16 protein-coding genes and 1 pseudogene are annotated in these 18,278 nt (G+C 46.6%); 13 read left to right on the top strand and 4 right to left on the bottom strand.

Annotation, left to right across the window (positions count from 1 at the left end):
• Nucleotides 1-60 precede the first annotated feature (60 nt).
• Genes BMY75_RS12490 through BMY75_RS12480 form a run of 3 tightly spaced genes read left to right on the top strand, consistent with a single transcriptional unit; the run spans nt 61 to nt 2,966 of the window.
• Nucleotides 61-609: a cysteine hydrolase family protein gene (locus BMY75_RS12490; protein WP_074834213.1), complete on the top strand. Its 549-nt coding sequence runs from the start codon at nt 61-63 to the stop codon at nt 607-609.
• On the top strand, nt 609-1,427 hold the full coding sequence (locus BMY75_RS12485; RefSeq protein WP_074834212.1) for a ribose-phosphate diphosphokinase: 819 nt from the start codon (nt 609-611) through the stop codon (nt 1,425-1,427). Before BMY75_RS12490 ends, BMY75_RS12485 begins: the two co-directional genes overlap by 1 nt.
• An 18-nt stretch (nt 1,428-1,445) precedes the next feature.
• A complete protein-coding gene (locus BMY75_RS12480; protein WP_074834211.1) occupies nt 1,446-2,966 on the top strand; it encodes a nicotinamide phosphoribosyltransferase domain-containing protein in 1,521 nt (506 codons plus the stop codon).
• Nucleotides 2,967-3,046: 80 nt separating this feature from the next.
• On the opposite strand, the gene BMY75_RS12475 is transcribed toward BMY75_RS12480, so the two are convergent.
• Nucleotides 3,047-4,213, bottom strand: coding sequence for an MFS transporter (locus tag BMY75_RS12475; protein ID WP_074834209.1), 1,167 nt, complete (start codon nt 4,211-4,213; stop codon nt 3,047-3,049).
• A 153-nt stretch (nt 4,214-4,366) separates the two neighbouring features.
• Here BMY75_RS12475 and BMY75_RS18665 point away from each other — a divergent pair, with 153 nt between their 5' ends.
• Together BMY75_RS18665 and BMY75_RS12470 are read left to right on the top strand one after the other, a co-directional pair.
• Nucleotides 4,367-4,492, top strand: a complete 126-nt coding sequence (locus BMY75_RS18665) for a hypothetical protein (RefSeq protein ID WP_278289266.1) — start codon at nt 4,367-4,369, stop codon at nt 4,490-4,492.
• A complete protein-coding gene (locus BMY75_RS12470) occupies nt 4,489-5,847 on the top strand; it encodes a recombinase family protein (RefSeq protein ID WP_074834207.1) in 1,359 nt (452 codons plus the stop codon). The genes BMY75_RS18665 and BMY75_RS12470 overlap by 4 nt, the downstream gene beginning before the upstream one ends.
• Nucleotides 5,848-5,868: 21 nt before the next feature.
• Here the strand turns inward: BMY75_RS12470 and BMY75_RS12465 are convergent.
• A pseudogene (locus BMY75_RS12465) lies at nt 5,869-6,156 on the bottom strand (sigma-70 family RNA polymerase sigma factor); the annotation flags it as partial.
• Nucleotides 6,157-6,343: 187 nt separating this feature from the next.
• On the opposite strand from BMY75_RS12465, the gene BMY75_RS12460 reads away from it, so the two are divergent.
• From BMY75_RS12460 to tsf, 3 genes are all read left to right on the top strand, one after another.
• Nucleotides 6,344-6,643, top strand: coding sequence for a YlmC/YmxH family sporulation protein (locus BMY75_RS12460; protein ID WP_074834205.1), 300 nt, complete (start codon nt 6,344-6,346; stop codon nt 6,641-6,643).
• 207 nt (nt 6,644-6,850) lie between these two features.
• The gene (gene rpsB, locus BMY75_RS12455; RefSeq protein ID WP_024856846.1) at nt 6,851-7,588 is read left to right on the top strand and encodes a 30S ribosomal protein S2; all 738 of its coding nucleotides are present in this window, start codon (nt 6,851-6,853) and stop codon (nt 7,586-7,588) included.
• Nucleotides 7,589-7,684: 96 nt separating this feature from the next.
• On the top strand, nt 7,685-8,602 hold the full coding sequence (gene tsf, locus BMY75_RS12450; RefSeq protein ID WP_074834204.1) for a translation elongation factor Ts: 918 nt from the start codon (nt 7,685-7,687) through the stop codon (nt 8,600-8,602).
• 82 nt (nt 8,603-8,684) lie between these two features.
• On the opposite strand, the gene BMY75_RS12445 is transcribed toward tsf, so the two are convergent.
• Both BMY75_RS12445 and dprA read right to left on the bottom strand, forming a co-directional pair.
• Nucleotides 8,685-9,020, bottom strand: a complete 336-nt coding sequence (locus tag BMY75_RS12445; RefSeq protein WP_074834201.1) for a hypothetical protein — start codon at nt 9,018-9,020, stop codon at nt 8,685-8,687.
• A 155-nt stretch (nt 9,021-9,175) separates the two neighbouring features.
• Nucleotides 9,176-10,036 (bottom strand): DNA-processing protein DprA, encoded by an 861-nt coding sequence (gene dprA, locus BMY75_RS12440; RefSeq protein WP_074834198.1) that lies wholly within the window; start codon nt 10,034-10,036, stop codon nt 9,176-9,178.
• Nucleotides 10,037-10,270: 234 nt separating this feature from the next.
• Here dprA and BMY75_RS12435 point away from each other — a divergent pair, with 234 nt between their 5' ends.
• The 5 genes from BMY75_RS12435 to recJ all read left to right on the top strand — a co-directional run bounded on the left by BMY75_RS12435 (nt 10,271) and on the right by recJ (nt 18,267).
• Entirely contained in the window at nt 10,271-12,916 is a 2,646-nt protein-coding gene (locus BMY75_RS12435; protein WP_207646276.1) for a glycoside hydrolase family 2 protein, read from the top strand.
• Between the two features lie 139 nt (nt 12,917-13,055).
• The gene (locus BMY75_RS12430) at nt 13,056-14,012 is read left to right on the top strand and encodes a M15 family metallopeptidase domain-containing protein (RefSeq protein ID WP_074834195.1); all 957 of its coding nucleotides are present in this window, start codon (nt 13,056-13,058) and stop codon (nt 14,010-14,012) included.
• 35 nt (nt 14,013-14,047) lie between these two features.
• Nucleotides 14,048-14,881, top strand: coding sequence for an alpha/beta hydrolase (locus BMY75_RS12425; protein WP_074834194.1), 834 nt, complete (start codon nt 14,048-14,050; stop codon nt 14,879-14,881).
• A 134-nt stretch (nt 14,882-15,015) separates the two neighbouring features.
• A complete protein-coding gene (locus tag BMY75_RS12420) occupies nt 15,016-16,080 on the top strand; it encodes an ATPase (RefSeq protein ID WP_074834187.1) in 1,065 nt (354 codons plus the stop codon).
• Nucleotides 16,081-16,218: 138 nt separating this feature from the next.
• Complete coding sequence (gene recJ / locus BMY75_RS12415; RefSeq protein WP_242940234.1) at nt 16,219-18,267, top strand: single-stranded-DNA-specific exonuclease RecJ; 2,049 nt, start codon at nt 16,219-16,221, stop codon at nt 18,265-18,267.
• Nucleotides 18,268-18,278: the final 11 nt, after the last annotated feature.

The following is an 18,278-nucleotide window of genomic DNA, read 5'->3' as shown; positions in this document are numbered from 1 at the left end:
TGATAACAACAAAAAGATACAAACTAAAGGTTACAAAGAAAATGAAAGGACGGTATCATTATGAAGATCTTGGTTGCGATAGACCTGCAAAAGGATTTTACAAACGGCGTTCTCGGTAATGCTGAATGTGATGCGGCGGCTGAAAAGGCTGCAAAAAGGATAGCTGCTTTCCGTGAGGAACAGCCCGATGTTCCTGTGGTGTTCACTCTTGATACTCACGCCGAAAATTATATGGAAACTCAGGAGGGCAAAAATCTTCCTGTTGTACACTGTATCCGCGGCACCGAGGGCTGGAAGCTTGACCCCCGAATTGAGGCAATTAGAAAAGAAAATGATATCCTTGTTGAAAAGCCCGCGTTTGGTTCGGCAGAACTTCCTGCAGTGCTGAAAAAGCTGGCTGATGGCAGAGAAATAGAAGCGATAGAATTCATTGGCGTATGCACAGATATCTGCGTTATCTCCAACGCTATGATAGTTAAAGCGGCATTTCCCGAAGTACCCATAGTGATTACCGCTGAATGCTGCGCTGGTGTAACTCCCGAAAGCCACGAGAACGCACTTAGCGCCATGGCTGTATGTCAGATGAAGATAGAAAGGAATGGTAACTGATGCTTAGCTACCGTATAGATAACGGCGGATATATTCAACTGAAAACCGAAAATTATCCTGACGGTACCATGAAGATTGACCTTGTGCCGTCGGATGCGAGCGCAAGCGTAGATATCCGCTGGCATTACGAGAACGAACTTGAACAGATACAGCTGTACTATATTGTCAGCAACCTGAAAGAACGCTTCCCGAAAGCAGAATTCACGCTGTTCATGCCCTATCTTCCAAATGCCCGCATGGACAGAGTTTACGCTGATATGGAAGTATTCACGCTGAAATACTTTTGCAGGTTCATAAATTCTATGGGCTTTGATAGGGTGACTGTTCTGGACGTTCATTCTTCTGTTGGCGCGGCGCTTATCGACAGAGTTGTTAATCTTTCTCCTAAGGATTATATCCTTAAAGCTATGGAAGAAGCAGGATTCTCCTTTGATGATGACTATCTGTTCTTCCCCGATGAGGGTTCGATGAAAAGATATTCTTCAATGTTCACCGCGAAGCACGTTGGTTTCGGTATAAAGAAGAGAGACTGGTCTACGGGAAAGATACTCGGCCTTGAAGTTGAGGGCGACGACCCCGCAGGCAGGAATATTTTCATCATCGATGATATATGCGCTTACGGCGGTACGGTGTACTATTCGGCACAGAAACTCAAAGAACTTGGTTGCGGTGATATCAGCGTATTTTTCAGCCACTGTGAGGATTCAATAGCAAAGGGCAAACTGTTTGATTGCGGTATGATAAAGAATATCTACACCACTGATTCAATATGCACTCTACCAGATAATAGCATACTCAAAAAGTTAAAGCTTGACTGATTTGAAAGAAGGATTAGTATGAAAGGCATAAACGCAGCACTGATGTGCGATTTTTACAAGATAGTCCACAGAGATATGATAAACCAAAAAATGACAAAATCCATGTCTTACTATACTCCCAGAATGAGCCGCGTTAAGCGCTGGGATAAGGTGGTAATGTTTGGTTTGCAGATGTTCTGCAAGACTTGGCTGATCGACTATTTCAACGAGAATTTCTTTGAAGTTCCCGAAGAGGAGATAGTTGCGGATTATCAGAGAATACTGGATAATTCTTTCGGCAAGGGCATTTACAATACTACCTCGATAGTTGAACTTCACAGACTGGGCTATCTGCCGCTGGAGATCATCGCACTGCCCGAGGGTACTCTTGTTCCGATACACGTTCCCATGTTTGGTATTACTAATACTCACCCCGATTTTGCGTGGCTCCCGCAGGCACTTGAAAGCCTTATCTCCGCTGAAATGTGGTATCCGCAGATTACCGCAACTGTGGGCAAGACCTACCGCGATATCGTTGATAAGTACTACGGTCTCACCTGTGAAGACGATATTCCTCGTGCAAAGGCACTGGGCTCTTTCGATTTCCGCGGCGACCAGGGACTTGACGCGGCGCTGAAGGCTGCTGCCGGCTGGTGTATGTCTTTTGTGAATACTGCAACCGTACCTGCCATACCCTATCTTGAAAAGATGTTCGGCGCCGACTGCACAAAGGAGCCTGTGGCATACGGTGCTGTCAGCACAGAGCACTTTGTAATGTGCTCGAATTTCGCAGTTGACGGTGACGAGGAAACATTCCTGAGAAAAATGCTGGCAGAACTTTACCCCAACACAAGTTTCTCGGCAGTGCTGGATTCCTACGACTACTGGAACGTCATCGATAATATACTGCCGAAACTCCACGATGAGATAATGGCTCACAACGGCTGTATGCTGATGAGAGGAGATTCGGGTGACTGCGTTGATGTTGTAACAAAGACTGTCTTCAAGTTGTGGGAGCAGTTCGGCGGAACTGTTAACAGCAAGGGCTTCAAGGTGCTTGACCCTCATGTCAAGGCAATCTATGGCGACAGCATAACAGTACAGCGTTGTGAGCAGATCTATGAGATATTGATGAAGAACGGCTTTGCCTGTTCGAATGTTGCGCTGGGTGTAGGTTCGTTCTCGATGCACTGCATTGAAGAAGCTGAGGAAATGACCCTCAAAGCTGAGGACGGTCAGAAGTTTGTAGGCAAAGCTACGATGCTCAAACCCTTTACCCGCGATACTTTCTCAAGCTGCATAAAGGCTTGCTATGCTGAGATAGACGGTAAGGAATATCCGATCTTTAAAGACCCCAAGGAGGGTGGTTTCAAGAAAAGTCAGAAAGGTCTTTGCTACGTATACCGAGATGAGAACGGCGAACTTGCATATAAAGACGGCTATGTCGGAAGCACGATACCCGAGGACAATCTGCTTGAAACGGTGTTCAAGGACGGCAAGCTTATTAAGGAGTATACACTCAGCGATATTAGGAACAGGCTGAATAATAATGCGTTCTGATTGATGCGGATATAAAGCAATCCCGCGGGAAACTGACAAAAGTTTTTTTGGCGTTCCCCGCGGGATTATTTCTTTGATTATCATCGTATATCTTTAGCTTTCTTCACCGAGAATTTTAGCACATACAGCATAGCGCACATCAACACAGCACATATTGGCAGGACAGTCATAGCTTTTCCATAGCCCACATTTTCCACCAGCGAACCGAAAAATGCATTGAAGCCTATATCGAAAAATGTAGCGATGCTGAGTATCAAACCAGTTGCCGTGCCTGCTTTTGAACGGTCATAAAAACTGCCGATCAGCATAACAAGGAGCGGATAGATGACCGAGAAAGCCAGCCCCGATGCGCCAAAGAAAAGCAGTCCATTTCTGCCCAGTGTCACTCCAAGGGTGTGCAGTACAGCTCCCAAAGATGAGCATATCAACAGCATTTTGAACACGCCGACTTTGTCTACAAAAGGCGCCAGCGCCAGCCTTGCAACTGTAAGTCCTCCGTAGAAAAGCGAAAGGTACATAGCAGCTTTCTGCACGGTGAAACCCAGATGCACGCTGCCGTAAGAGGTCAGCCAGTTCATCAGTCCATGCTCGGCTATGAAGTAACAGCCGCATATCAGTATAAGCAGATACGTTGCGGGGTCTTTGAGCATTTCGGAGTACCCGCCGTTTTGTTTATCTTCTTTTTCCGGGTCGGGGAGTTTCATGGTCATAAGCAGGATAATGCTGGCAACGGCTATTGTAAGGATAATAGCGTTAGCGATATGCCATGCACTAAGTTTCTCGGCAAAGCGTCCGCCCACATTCTGTGAGGTAAATATACCCACTCCCTGCAAAAAGTTGAAGATGTTTACGAAAAGCGCAGGCGGAGCAAAAAGCATGGGGGTTATGATGTTCACCGATGTGGAAAGCATGGTAGAACCGCCCATGGAGAATATCATTGCCGCCAGCAAGATATAGTAGTTTTCTGTGAAAACGTAGGTTGCAAGTGCCGCTGACCATAAAAGCAGAACTCCGCCGATGAATCGCTTGCGGGGAAGCCTGTCGGAAAGATATCCGCCGATGGACAGAAACAGCAGATTTCCGATGTAGCTTACCATTATTATCTGCCCCGCCTGAGGCTCGCTTAGTGAAAAAGCTGTGCGGAACTGGGGGAGAAAAACTCCTCTGAGTGCATCGGAAGCTGCGGTTATAGTCATGACCATGGCGCAGAAAAGTATAGCTGTTAGTCTTCGTTCTTTTTTCTCCATAAAAATCCTCCATATCTGTTGTCATTTTACCTGAATAAAAATTATATCACCCGCGGTTATGCAAGTCAATAGATGATAAGGTCACAAAGCGTTAAATTTCTGTGCGGGTGATTATGGCGTAGTTCTGAGGCAATAATATCACGGGGTGATATTATGCTTAGGATAAGGAATACCTATAACAGCAAGGGCGAAAAGCTTTCTCGCAGCGCTGAGATACACAGTTGTGAACTTTCCGGGCTTCTGGGAGAAGTAGTCTCCCGCAGGAGTGACAGCCGATGAAAAATCGCAGGACAGCATTGTACATCAGGGTATCTACGGATGCGCAGTTTGAAGAAGGATACTCCGTCGATGCGCAGAAAGAAAAGCTTGCCCAGTACTGCAAGCTGAAAGATATCGAGAATTATGAGTTCTACATCGATGGCGGCTGGTCGGGAAGCAATATCGACAGACCTGAGATAAAACGTCTTATCACGGATATCAAGTCGGGAAAGATCGACGCAGTTGTGGTATACAAGCTTGACAGGCTTTCCCGTTCTCAAAAGGACACAGTCTTTCTGCTGGAAGATGTATTCATACCCAACGGCTGTGCCTTTATCTCGCTGAACGAGAACTTTGATACCTCGACACCATACGGCAAGGCGATGATAGGCATACTTTCTGTCTTTGCACAGCTTGAAAGGGAGAATATCCGCGAAAGGACACGCATGGGTATGTACGAACGTGTGAAATCCGGGCTGTGGATGGGTGGCGGTCGGGTGCCTTTCGGCTACGACTACGACCGTGAGAAAAACACCCTTGTCCCAAACGAAAAAGCTGAGCAGGTAAGGCAGATATTTCAGCTATATTTACAGGGCTACTCCACAACTCAGCTGGCGGGTATGTTCGATGTTTCGGGCAATCAGCACATTTCGGCGATACTTGACAGGGAAACTTATCTGGGACGGATACGCTTTCGCGGTGAGGTGGTGGAGAGTTGTCATGAAGCCATAATAGATGAAGAAACATGGCGGCGGGTGCGTGAAGAAAGACGCAGGCGCTCCCGTGGACAAGCGGGTAACACTTCCTACCTGCTGACAGGGCTTCTTGTATGCGGAAAATGCGGTGCGAAGATGCGCTATCAGAAGTGGGGCAGGGGTTTGAAGATATACTGCTACTCGCAGCAGAAAAGCAAACCCACGCTGATAAAAGACCCCGATTGTGTCAACATGAGATATGATGCTGACGAAGTCGAGAATGCGGTGATAGCAGATGTTTTCGAGAAAACACGGAGCATAACCGCAAATGGCGGCGGGCGCAGGGAAATATCTGCTGAAGAAGTGCTTAAACGCAAGTACGATACCGCGGCGGGAAAGCTCAAAAGACTTTACGAGCTTTATGCCCGCGATGGCGAAGAAGTCCTTTTTGAGACTATAAACGAATACAAAGCACAGCTTGCTGATATCTCGGCGGCGATAGAGAACGAAAAGCAGACCAAGGCAGTTGAGGAAGAACTTGCCTACAAGCGGGGCGTTCTTGAAAATCTTGCGGGGCTGTGGGATGAAATGACTGTCGCTGAAAAACGCAGAGCACTCCGCACCTGTATAGACAGGATAGTGCTAAACGATGAGGATATAGATATAGTCTACTTGGTGTGATTTTCGATTATCCTATGCTGTCGGCACTGCGTAGGTAGAAAATCTGACGTTCAGTCCCACATCAAAATTATCGATGGCCTTGATAAGCCCCACCACACCAACCTGAAAAAGATCATCGGGACTTTCCTTGCCGGACGAATACTTTTGCAGAACGCTGAGCACCAGTCTGAGATTTCCGTTGATGAGCTGTTCGCGGGCTTTCTTGTCACCTGCGTGGGTCTTTTTCAGGAGTTCCTGCTTTTCTTCTTCCGTCAGCACTTTCAGATTTCCCGTATTTACTCCGCTTATCTCAACTTTGTTGTATTGCATATTTGTCCTCCGTTAAGGTTATTTTGCCCGAATTGGCAGTCCTTTACAGAAAGTTTACCCTATGATGGTGGGGATATTCATGGGATTGGTGTAAGATAAAGTTCTGAAGTATATGGCGAGTGATATCTGCATATCATTATATAATGTAAAAGTCGGTGTGAATGACATACGGCAAGGGGGAAACGGTATGATATGCAGTTTTTCGGGACTTAGAAACAAGGAAGTCGTGAATGTCAGGAGCGGTGAAAAGATAGGCTATGCCGATGATATCGAACTTGATACTGCCGAGGGCAGGGTAATATCCATTATAATCTACGGGAGATCGCGTGCTCTTGGGCTGATGGGAAGAGATGATGATGTGGTCATCAGATGCAGTGATATCAGGCTTATAGGTGAGGATACCATATTGGTAGATATAGGCGATACAGCAAAACCTTCAAAAGAGCCGAGGTACAAGGTCGATAATTTGTTAAAAACATCGAGATAAAAACACTTGCAATCGTGAGAAAAGTGTGCTATAATATTATGGTAATTCGCACGGACGAAGTATGGCTTTTGGTCCCTATGCGCAATGGCATCATCTGGTGCTATGTGCCGCTTGCGGCATTCTGCGGGGTTTGAGCCGGCAATATCGTCCGGAGGTTATGTATCATCCGTATAACGGAAATTTTAAACCAAACAGGAGGTTACTACCATGGCAGTAGTATCAATGAAGCAGCTTCTTGAAGCAGGTGTACACTTTGGTCACCAGACAAGAAGATGGAACCCTAAAATGGCGCCTTACATCTTTACAGAGCGTAACGGCATCTACATCATCGATCTCCAGAAGACAGTTAAGAAGCTGGAAGAGGCTTATATGTTCATCAGAGAGATCTCCGCAAACGGCCAGGAGGTACTGTTCGTAGGTACCAAGAAGCAGGCTGGCGACTCCATCAAGGAGGAAGCACTTAGAGCTAATGCTCACTACGTAAACGCTAGATGGCTCGGCGGTATGATGACTAACTTCAAGACCATTGAGCAGAGAATCAAGAGACTTGAGCAGCTGCACGCAATGGAAGAGGACGGCACTTTCGAGCTGCTCCCCAAGAAGGAAGTTACCAAGCTGAAGCTCGAGATCGAGAAGCTCGAGAAGTTCATGGGTGGTATCAAGAACATGAAGAAGCTGCCCGGCGCACTCTTCGTTGTTGATCCCAGAAAGGAAAAGATCGCTGTAGCTGAGGCTAAGAAGCTGGGTATTCCCGTAGTAGCAATCGTAGATACCAACTGTGATCCTGACGATGTTGACTATGTTATCCCCGGTAACGATGACGCTATCAGAGCAGTTAAGCTGATCGCTGGCTGCATGGCTAACGCTATCATCGAAGGCAGACAGGGCGAGGACGCTACTGCTGCTGAGGAAGCTGAGAAGGCAGAGGCTGAGGACGCTGAGTAATCTCTCGGCTGACTAATACAGAATTTATCAAGGCAGGCAATAAGATGATTTGTCTGCCTTGTTGTGAGTAAAATAACAGAATCGGAGGAATTAAAAATGGCTAACGTAACAGTTCAGGCTATAAAGGAACTTATGAGCATAACAGGCGTCGGCATGATGGACTGCAAGAGAGCACTCGTTGCAGCTGACGGCGATCAGGATAAGGCTATCGAGGCACTGAGAGAAAAGGGTCTCGCAACACAGGCTAAGAAGAGCGGCAGAGCAGCTGCTGAGGGCGTTGTTGCTACTGTTGTTAACAACGGCGTAGGCGTTATGGTCGAGATCAATACTGAGACTGACTTCGCTGCTAACACCGATGATTTCAAGGCTTTCGCTGCTAGCGTTGCTAACACCATCGTTGAGAAGAACCCTGCTGATGTTGACGCTCTGAAGGCTGCTACTATCAGCGGCGGCGACAAGACTGTTGACGAAGTTCTGACCGAGCTGGCTGGCATGAAGATCAGAGAGAACATCGTTATCCGTCGTTTCGTAAGACTCGAGGGTACTGTTGCTTCTTACGTTCACAACGGCGGCAGCATCGGCGTTCTGGTTAAGATGGACACTGATATCAAGGACGACGCTGTTCTGACAATCGGTAAGGACGTAGCTATGCAGTCCGCAGCTCTGAATCCTGCTTACCTCAAGAGAGATGAAGTTCCCGCTGAGGTACTTGACAAGGAGAAGGAGATCATGATGGCTCAGATGGCTGAGGATCCTAAGATGGCTAACAAGCCTGAGCAGGTAAGAGCTAAGATCGTTGAAGGCAAGGTAGGCAAGTACTACAAGGAGAACTGTCTGCTGGAGCAGGCTTTCGTAAAGGACGACAAGGTTTCCGTACAGGAGTACGTTGCAGCTGAGGCTAAGAAGCTGGGCGGCAGCATCACTATCGCTGAAGTTGTTCGTTTCGAGAGAGGCGAGGGCGTTGAGAAGAAGGAAGAAAACTTCGCAGACGAGATCGCTAGCATGATCAAGTAATTGATTATATCTTAAATAAATATGACCGCAGCATATTTCGGTATGCTGCGGTCTTTTTGTTTGATGGTTCCTTCGGGCTGATTTATAACGAGTGTTTTACTTTAGAGAAATCCATCATTTCTGTATCATCATCGAAATCATAATTGTAGATGGCTGTCATGTTTGTTTTATAATAGTGTTCTGCATAATCGTCTTTTTTGATGAAACTTGAATTTTCTTTAAAATAGACAGGCATTCTGAAATCAGGCTCCATGAACTTTAATGTTAATGAATTTGCTCCTGCGCTTTTAGCGTCTTCGATTATTTTGTTCTCTGATATGAAAGTTCTTATTTCGTCTTCGAGTTTATCTTCTGATTCAGGGACTTTTTGTATGAAAAAGTAAGTTTCATAGATATATCCGCCATCTCTGTCGTCCATGAGATGATGAGCTTTTGGTATCTCAAAAATATTATCTTTTGAACGATCGTAGAATGTCCTGTTATAAATTGCAAGACACGTGAGGGCTACAAACAGTATTACGCTGACGATGATAAGTGATTATTTCTTCTTTTTAAACATTTAAATCTCTCCGTTTACAAAATGATATCATGGGGCTCAAATGCGGGGATAGCGCCGTCACGCAGAAGTACGCTTTGTCCGCTATAAATCTCGTTGAAGATATTAGCAGGCGGGATACAGTAAACGTCCTTGCCCTGAGAAATGGCGTGGCTGGCGGTGTTTATTGAACCGCTGTGTACTCCTGCCTGAACTACCAGCACAGCCTTGGAAAGCCCAGCAATAAGGCGGTTTCGTATGGTGAAATACTCCTTCGCGGGATTTTCAAGGGGCGGATACTCCGATATCACTGCGCCTTTTTGCGCGATGGAGTTTTTCAATTCGCCGCTGTATCTGGGATAATCATAGTCAATACCGCAGCCAAGTACTGCCACAGTCATGCCATCGCATTCGATCGCACCCGCGTGGGCTGCGGAGTCGATGCCTCGTGCAAATCCGCTTATTATGGCATGACCCTCCCTCGCTTTGGTTCGGGCGAAGTATTTTGCAACATCGACGGAATATGGCGTGGCTTCACGGGAACCTACTATCGTCAGAGATGACTGCTCTTTGAGAACTTTTGCATCACCGAGACAATACAGCACCATGGGCGGGCAGTCGATCTCCAGGAGGTTTTCGGGAAAATCCTCGTCATATCGCGTTATTATCCCGATGCCCCGATCGTCACAGTAGCTCTGTATCTGCTCGATCAGCGAGAAGTCAAAAGCTTTCGCCGCGGCAGAAAAGCTGTGCGGAATATCCTTGTCGGTCTCATTTTGCAGAACGTCCAGCAGTTTTGCAGGGTCATCATATCTCTGTATCAGAGAATCGATCCCTGCCTTGCCCGGCGTGTAGATCAGTGAAAGTGCGAACAATGCTTGTTTATCTGTCATAGACATATCACATCACCCCTTATGTTGTTTTTTATTTTATTGTATCATATCTTTTTGTGGATTTCAACAGATTTTATGATTTTTCTGACGAAGTTACAACTTAGCGTTGAAATTGCAAATATATTATGCTATAATATCTTCATATTATAGGGACGAGAGGTGATCTGATTGATAAGTAAAACTGATTTACAAGGGACTTGGGAGCTTTATCTCGATTATGAGTGCACAGGTAAAAATGTTGTGTTTAACGAAAATATTAAACTTCCGAACACGACTTCCAATGCACGAAAGGGAAAGATAAATGAAAAGCGTGAAACGGGTCATCTGACAGATACTTACAAATTTGAGGGCTGGGCGTGGTTCAGGCGGAAGATAGATACAAATGCTATGAAATGCTCGGCGCTGGAGCTTTTTCTTGAACGCACGCGCATCACAGAGGTCTTCGTGGATGGAGTTTCTCTTGGGGTACAGGAAAGTTTCTGCGCACCGCATATTTATGATCTTACCGAATTCATCGGCACAGGTGAGCGGGAGCTTGTCATAAAAGTGTCGAATGTGGGCTATAAGACAAAGGGCGGTCATATGACTTCACCCGATACCCAGACCAACTGGAACGGCATCGTTGGCAGGATTGAGCTTATAGGTTATGGTGAGGCACACTGCAAAAATGTGGTCATCACTCCCGATATCCACACAGGAACGGTCAGGGTCACTGCTGATATCATTGGTTCAGAAAATGGCAAGGCTGTGATTTCTGTTGCTGAATATCCCGACGGTACACCTGCTTCTGAGCCTGTGGAGTTTGATTTTACTGACGGCAGACTTATCGCAGAATACCCAATGTGTAAGAATTTTAAACTTTGGAGCGAACATACTCCCGATCTGTACGAACTTTGTATAGATATCTGCGGTGATTCTACCAGTCGTATTTTTGGTATGCGGAAATTTGCCACCGCAGATGGTAAATTCACCGTTAACGGCAGACAGACTTTTCTGCGGGGCAAGCACGACGGCATGATATTCCCGAAGACCGGCTATGCTCCCTGTGATGTTGAAGAGTGGCTGAGGGTAATGCGTATATCCCGCAGTTTCGGCATAAATCACTACCGCTTCCACACCTGCTGTCCACCCGAAGCTGCCTTTATCGCGGCGGATATCCTGGGTATTTATATGGAACCTCAGCTTCCGTTCTGGGGGACTGTCCATGCTACCGATGAAGAGGGTTACAACGCCGTTGAGCAGGAATTCCTTATCTCCGAGGGCTTTGCCATGCTCAGGGAATTCGGCAATCACCCATCTTTCTGCATGATGTCCATGGGTAATGAGCTCTGGGGCAGTAAGGAGCGCATCAATGAGGTTATTGGTCTGTACAAAAATACGGACAAAAGACATCTGTATACACAGGGCTCCAATAATTTCCAGTGGACACCCTGTGTGGTTGAAAATGACGATTTCTTTGTGGGTGTAAGGCTTGCTAAAGACAGGCTGATACGCGGTTCTTACGCTATGTGCGATGCACCTCTTGGTCATATACAAACTGACAAGCCTGCCGCAAACCATTCATATGACAGCGCTATTAAGCCTAAAGATCACCATTCTGCGTCTGCTATATCCGAGGAAGGCACAGTGCAGATTCAGTACGGCACCACCATGAAGACCGTTAAAGCCACCGAAGCAGATATTGAGCTAGTCCCCGAGATTCCGATAGTCACCCACGAGATAGGGCAGTTTGAGACTTATCCCGATTTTGATGAGATAGATAAGTACACAGGTTCGTTGAAAGCCCGCAATTTCGAAGTGTTCCGTGAACGTCTTGAAGCAAAGGGTCTTGGTCATCTCGCCAAGGATTTCTTCTATTGCTCGGGTCAGCTGGCTAAGGCTTGCTACAAAGAGGAGCTTGAAGCCGTTTTTCGCTCGAAACTTCTGGCAGGATTCCAGATACTGGATATTCAGGATTTCTCAGGACAGGGAACTGCGCTGGTGGGTATGCTGGATGCTTTTATGGATAACAAGGGCATCATTACCCCCGAAGAATGGCGGGAATTCTGCAACGATGCTGTGATACTGGCAGTATTTGACAGCTACACTCCGCTGGCGGGCAGTGAATTCGCATTTGATATCAGGCTGGTAAACTTCCGACTTGAATCTCTTGCAGGCAAAAAGGCAGTTTACCGATTCGAGTGCGGTGATATCTGCGAAACGGGCAGTGCGGTTATTTCTTCCGATGAAAACTATGCGGACGTATGCGGTGGCATAGTTTCGCTTCCCTTGGTAGTTAATATCACTCCTGCGGTCCTGACTGTTGAAGTCGAGGGCACGGATATCCGAAATCACTACGAGATAGAAATTATCCCCGAGGTTCGTAATGTCAGCATGGAGGGCGTACATATCTTCAAAGATGTCAGCGCTGAAGCTGAGAAGCTGCTTGCCGCGGGCAAAACAGTGCTGATATTCCCCGAGCTTGCAAAGCTTGAAAACTCCATCGAGGGCTTTTACTGTCAGGATTTCTGGTGCTATCCCATGTTCCGCGAGATATCAAATATGATGGATAAGCCCGAGCCTGTCGGTACTATGGGTCTTGTGAATGATGTATCTCATCCTGCGCTGAAAGGCTTTGAGTGCAGAAAGTATTCAACTCCTGCATGGTGGCATATCGTGATGTCGTCTAAGTGCGAGATACTTGACGGAAATTCAGCGGATAAGCGTGTGATAGTGCGCATGATCGACAATTTTGAAAGAAATCACGATCTTGCAATCCTGTACGAATATGACATGGGTGGCGGCAGGGTAGTTGTCTGTACAAGTGACTTTGAAAAGCTTATGGAATCTCCTGAAGGCAGGGTGTTTTTACGGTCAGTTGCCGATTATGTGCGCGATGTTCTGTGAATCTTGTGCTTTTGTACAAATTGCTGTGTTTCAATTTGTATCTAGTGATGAAAGTGTAAGATAAGTTCATTAAAATGTTGAAATTTGACAAAAAGATGTGCTATAATTGAATAAACAATTATGAAGGCGGTGCAGCTTTATGTCGGATCTAAACAGAATAAAAGTATACAAATATAAAAATATTGCAGCGGCACTGGCTGTGATGCTCTTATCACTGGTGGCGCTTTCCACCTCCTGCGGAAATAGTGCATCAGGTAAAAAGGTAAACAGCAAAAATATTGATACTGCCGAGTCTTCTGTTGTGGCGGAAGAAGATAAAGACAGCGGCAAAAGCAGGCTCACAAAGAGCTATAGATATAAAGAAATGAAAAGCGTCGGTGAGGGTCTGCTGGTTCAGGTCGACAGTGCTCACCCTTTCACGGGAGCGTTGGGAGAGACCGAACCGCTTTATCCGTACCTTTTCGCAAAGGATGGCAAGATGCTGATGAGCGCGGCTTATCCTAACGATGAAGCGCTCGCCGAGATGCTTAGACAGCTGAATAATCTTGCAGTCGATTTCAAAGGTGCTTATGGGCTCGATACATTGATGATCACTTCACTTATGCCGGATGATGGATCTTCTGTGAAGACAGATGAGGCCTTTATCGGTTCATGCGCCGATCTAATGATCAACGTGAACGGAGAATACAAGGAGTTCACCGGTACTGAGGATTATGCCTGGATACCCAATAACTGCTACAAGTACGGTTTTGTTATGCGGGGTACTCACAGACTCAGGTACATAGGCAAAGAAGCGGCAGCCTGCATCAGGGATATGGGTAAGGCTGACGGTCCGGCGGACCTTGATACCATGCTTGCTGATATCAAGGACTATACTTTTGAAAAGCCTCTGTACTTCACGGCTGACAACGGCGTGGAGTACGCAGGATATTTTGTGCCTCTTAGCGATGGTGCGACAACAAGTATCCCTGTGCCCACTAGGGCGGACGAATCTGATTATAAAACTTTTATATCGGGTAATAATGTTGACGGCTATATTATTTTCGTAGATCTTTCAGGCGAAGCCAATAAAGATCCGGAAAATGACGCAGAGTAAATTCTGCCATTAGCCGACTGGTAAGGAGAATTTTTATGCAGAAGGAAACTATCGAACTTAGTTTTGACTACGACAAGGCGGGCATCAAGGATATCGACGACAGGGCGACCCTTGACTGCTACTATCACACCCTCACTGAGGAGATAGGCAGAAAGAAGCACCGCGCCATGATAATCTGTCCCGGCGGCGGATATGATTTCTGTTCCGAAAGGGAAGCCGAGCCTATTGCTTTCAGGTTCATCGGATACGGCATATGCTGTTTTGTGCTGAGATACACCTGCCAGAGAGCTTTTCCACAGAATGCACTTGAATGTGCGGCGGCGATAAAGTATGTCAGGGAGAATGCTGAGAGATTCGATATCGACCCCGACAAGATAATCGTAACGGGCTTTTCAGCAGGCGGACACCTTGCGGCAACAGTGGCAAATCTCTGGAACGACGAGATACTCACCAAGCCCCTGGACTGCACTCCCGAGGATATCAAGGTCAACGCTTCGATGCTTTGCTATCCCGTTATCACCAGTGACCCCGAATTCACCCATGAGGGTTCGATACTGAATCTGCTGAGAGGCAGGGAAGATGACAAGGAGCTCAGGGATTATCTGGCTATGGAAAAGCACGTTGGTCCTCACACTCCCCACACTTTCCTATGGCACTGTTCCGATGACGGTTGTGTAAGGGTACAGAATTCTCTGCTTTACATGACCGAATTGGCAAAGTATTGGATACCCTTTGAATCTCACATCTACGAGCATGGCGGACACGGTCTCAGTCTTTGCGACGAATCCACAGCAACATGGGATGGTCATATCCAGCCCATCTGCGAGGCATGGACAGATGCCGCTGTAAAGTGGGCGCTGAGAGTTTAACCTGATTTTTTCAATTGTTTCATATAAGCACTCTGCCCGAAAGCAGCACCAGGCTGTTTTCGGGCTTCTGCTTTGTGTTAACACGTCGGTTACTTCCTGCATAATATGTACCATGATCGACAGGAGGTGCATTTATGTCGGAAAAATATTTTCTTGGCTGTATGACACAGCAGGGGTTCTCGACGGAGTTTGGCAGGCTTATGGAGGAAAACGACCGCTTTACTTATATCCTTAAAGGCGGCGCAGGTACGGGAAAATCATCGCTTATGAAGCGCATAGCCGATGAATTTGAGAAAAGCGGGCACGTTGTAAGATTCTATTGTTCTTCTGACCCCGCTTCTCTTGATGCGGTGATGCTTGAAAACGAGGGCGTGCTGATCGTGGACGGCACTTCGCCCCATGTTTTTGACCCGGCGTATCCCGCCGTAAGGCAGAAGATAGTTGATCTGGGACAGTTCTGGGACGCTGAAAAACTGATGGCGTTCAAAGATGAAATAATCGAAGTCACTGATAAGAACAAGTCTCAGCTTGCCAGGGCAAAGAGGTTCTCGGCGGCGCTGTCGAATGTCTGCAATGACAGTTTCAGCTGTTCCCGTGGCTGCATTGACGAAGAAAAGCTTGAAGCGTTCCTTATGCGCTTTTACAAAAAGATACTCCCGCGTAAGGGCAGCGGCACGGGAAGGCAGGATATCCGACAGCTTTCCGTACTTACCGAGTACGGCTGTATGACCCAAACCGAGACCATCGGCTGTTATATCGAGAAATACCTGCTCCATGACGATGACTTCGCCTGCGCCCATTTGATCTGCGAAAAGACCGCCGCAGAAGCTGTCCGCCGTGGTTTTGATGTGATACTATGCCCATGCCACGGATTGAACAATACAGCTTATGAACATCTGCTGATACCCGAACTGGGTCTAGCGCTGATATCCTCAACACCGCTGAATAAGCTTGTTCCAGAGGGCTGTGCAAAGATAAATCTTTCACGTTTCTACGACAGGTCAGCCATAACGCGATACCGCAGCAGGCTTAAAATGAACAGGCTGACCATGGCAAGTCTTGCTGACGAAGTTTATGAAACTATAAAGTCGGCGAAAGTGGTTCACGATGATATAGAAAAATACTATATCGCCGCCATGGACTTTGAAAGTCTGGATAAACTCGCTGAGGAACTTATAGCCGAGATAAAACGCAGATAGACCGAAAAAAGCACTTTTGTCATTAGCATGGCAGAAGTGCTTTTTCTTTCCTTTTGTTATATATAATAATAAATTTAATTAATTTACTCTTGTAAAAAACCTTAAGATATGGTATAATTTATAGAAAATCATTTTAAAATGGGGGTAGTGTTGATGTTCAAGTGGAGGATAGGCAAGCCCGATGCCGAAAAGGTCGAATATTTTCTGAAAAAGACCGACCTTAACAGGCTGGTGCTTGAGATTCTTTCCGCCCGAGGGATAGATGATGAGGATAGTATTGTAAGCTTTTTTACCGAGCAGGAGCTTGAAGACCCGTTCGCAATTAAGGACATGGACAAGGCTGTAGAAACAATTGAACAGGCTGTTGATGCCTACGAACTTATCTGCGTTTACGGCGACTACGACTGCGACGGTATTACATCGACTTCGATACTTTTCAATTATCTTGAAAGCATGGGCGCGAATGTCATGTACTATATCCCCGAGAGAGAAGCGGGCTACGGCATGAACATTCCGGCTATAGAAGAACTTGCCGAAAAGGACGTAAAGCTCATAGTTACTGTGGATAACGGCATTTCTTCGGTGGAAGAAGCAAAACGCTGCCGCGAGCTTGGCATAAAGCTTGTGGTCACCGACCATCATCAGGTGGGTGAAGTTCTTCCCGATGCGGAAGCCATAGTTGACCCCCACCGCCCCGACTGCCCCAGCAGTTTCAAAGACCTCTGCGGTGCGGGTGTTGCGCTGAAACTCTGTGCGGCACTTGACGGCGGTAACTATGATGCGGTTCTGGAACAGTATTCCGACCTTTGCTCCATAGGCACAGTGGCTGATATCGTTCCGCTTAAAGGCGAGAACAGGGCGCTGGTGAAATCGGGATTCAGATATTTGCCGAATACGGAAAATGCTGGTCTGGGGATACTTCTGGACAAACTGAAGATCGACAGGACAAAGATAGTTTCCGACCATATCGGTTTCAGGATAGGGCCTGTTATAAACGCCTCGGGCAGATTCGGTTCCCCGCTGACAGCTGTTAAAGCAATACTCAGCGAAGACCCCGAAGATGCTGAAAGCTATGTAGATACCATGATAACCCTGAACACACAGCGTAAAAAGTGTGAACAGGATATCATGAAGGATATCGAGGATTATATAAGGGATAATCCCAATGTACTTGACCACAGAGTCATCGTGCTGGCGGGAAAAGGCTGGCATCACGGTGTTATCGGCATAGTGGCTTCAAAGATACTGGATAAGTACAGCAAGCCTGCCATAATAATCTCCATCGAAGATGGGGGCATGGCGAGAGGTTCTGCGAGGTCGGTAAAGGGGCTGAATATACACAGCTGTCTGACTCATTGCGCTGAACTGCTGACAAAATTCGGCGGTCACGAATGTGCAGGCGGATTTTCGCTGAAAGAAGAGGACATCGAAAAGTTCAGGACAAAGGTCTATGAATTTGCGGCAGGTATAGAAAAGCCCGCAGTCAAGACACTTTATGCGGATAAAGTACTTATGCCCGCGGATATCGATGTTGAGATGGTCAAGGGATTGAGCGTTCTCGAACCCATCGGCGAGGGCAACCCCAAGCCCCTTTTTGCCATACTGGGTGCGAGAGTAACTGATATAATCGGGCTGAAAGACAATGCCCACACAAAGGTGGCTTTCAGCTATGGCAGGACTAATGCCTATGCCCTGATGTTCGGACAGGACCCCACAAAGCTGTGTTTTGCCAAGGGCGACCTCATCGATATGATGGTGGAGCTGGATATAAATGTGTTTAACGGAAAAGAATCCGTTTCAGTGAAAGTAGTTGATCACCGACTAAGCGGTGTTAAGCAGGAGAGATACTTCGCCGCCAAGGATACCTACGAGAAGATATTCAACGGTGAGGAAGTCCCTGTAAGCTTTGTTAAAAAGGTCATACCCGAGCGTGCCGAGCTTGTGGCAGTGTACAAGTATCTCAACTCCGTCAGGGAGATAAGTCTCGATTCGTTGTTTATGAGACTTTCAAGCGACAGCATGAACTACTGCAAGCTCAGGATAATCATAGATATTTTCAAGGATAAAGAGCTGATATCCTATGACGGGGCTACAATGATGATAAATATGCTTCCCGCCCACAAAAAAGTGGAGCTGGAAGAATCGGATACACTTGTAAAGTTAAGGAAAATGACTGAAGAAAATTAATGAGAGGGTGT

Origin of the sequence: Hominimerdicola alba, from assembly GCF_900109655.1 — a bacterium.
Taxonomy (GTDB): domain Bacteria; phylum Bacillota; class Clostridia; order Oscillospirales; family Ruminococcaceae; genus Hominimerdicola; species Hominimerdicola alba_B.
The sequence above is the reverse complement of the archived record's forward strand: the minus strand, read 5'-3'. Positions and strand labels throughout refer to the sequence as shown.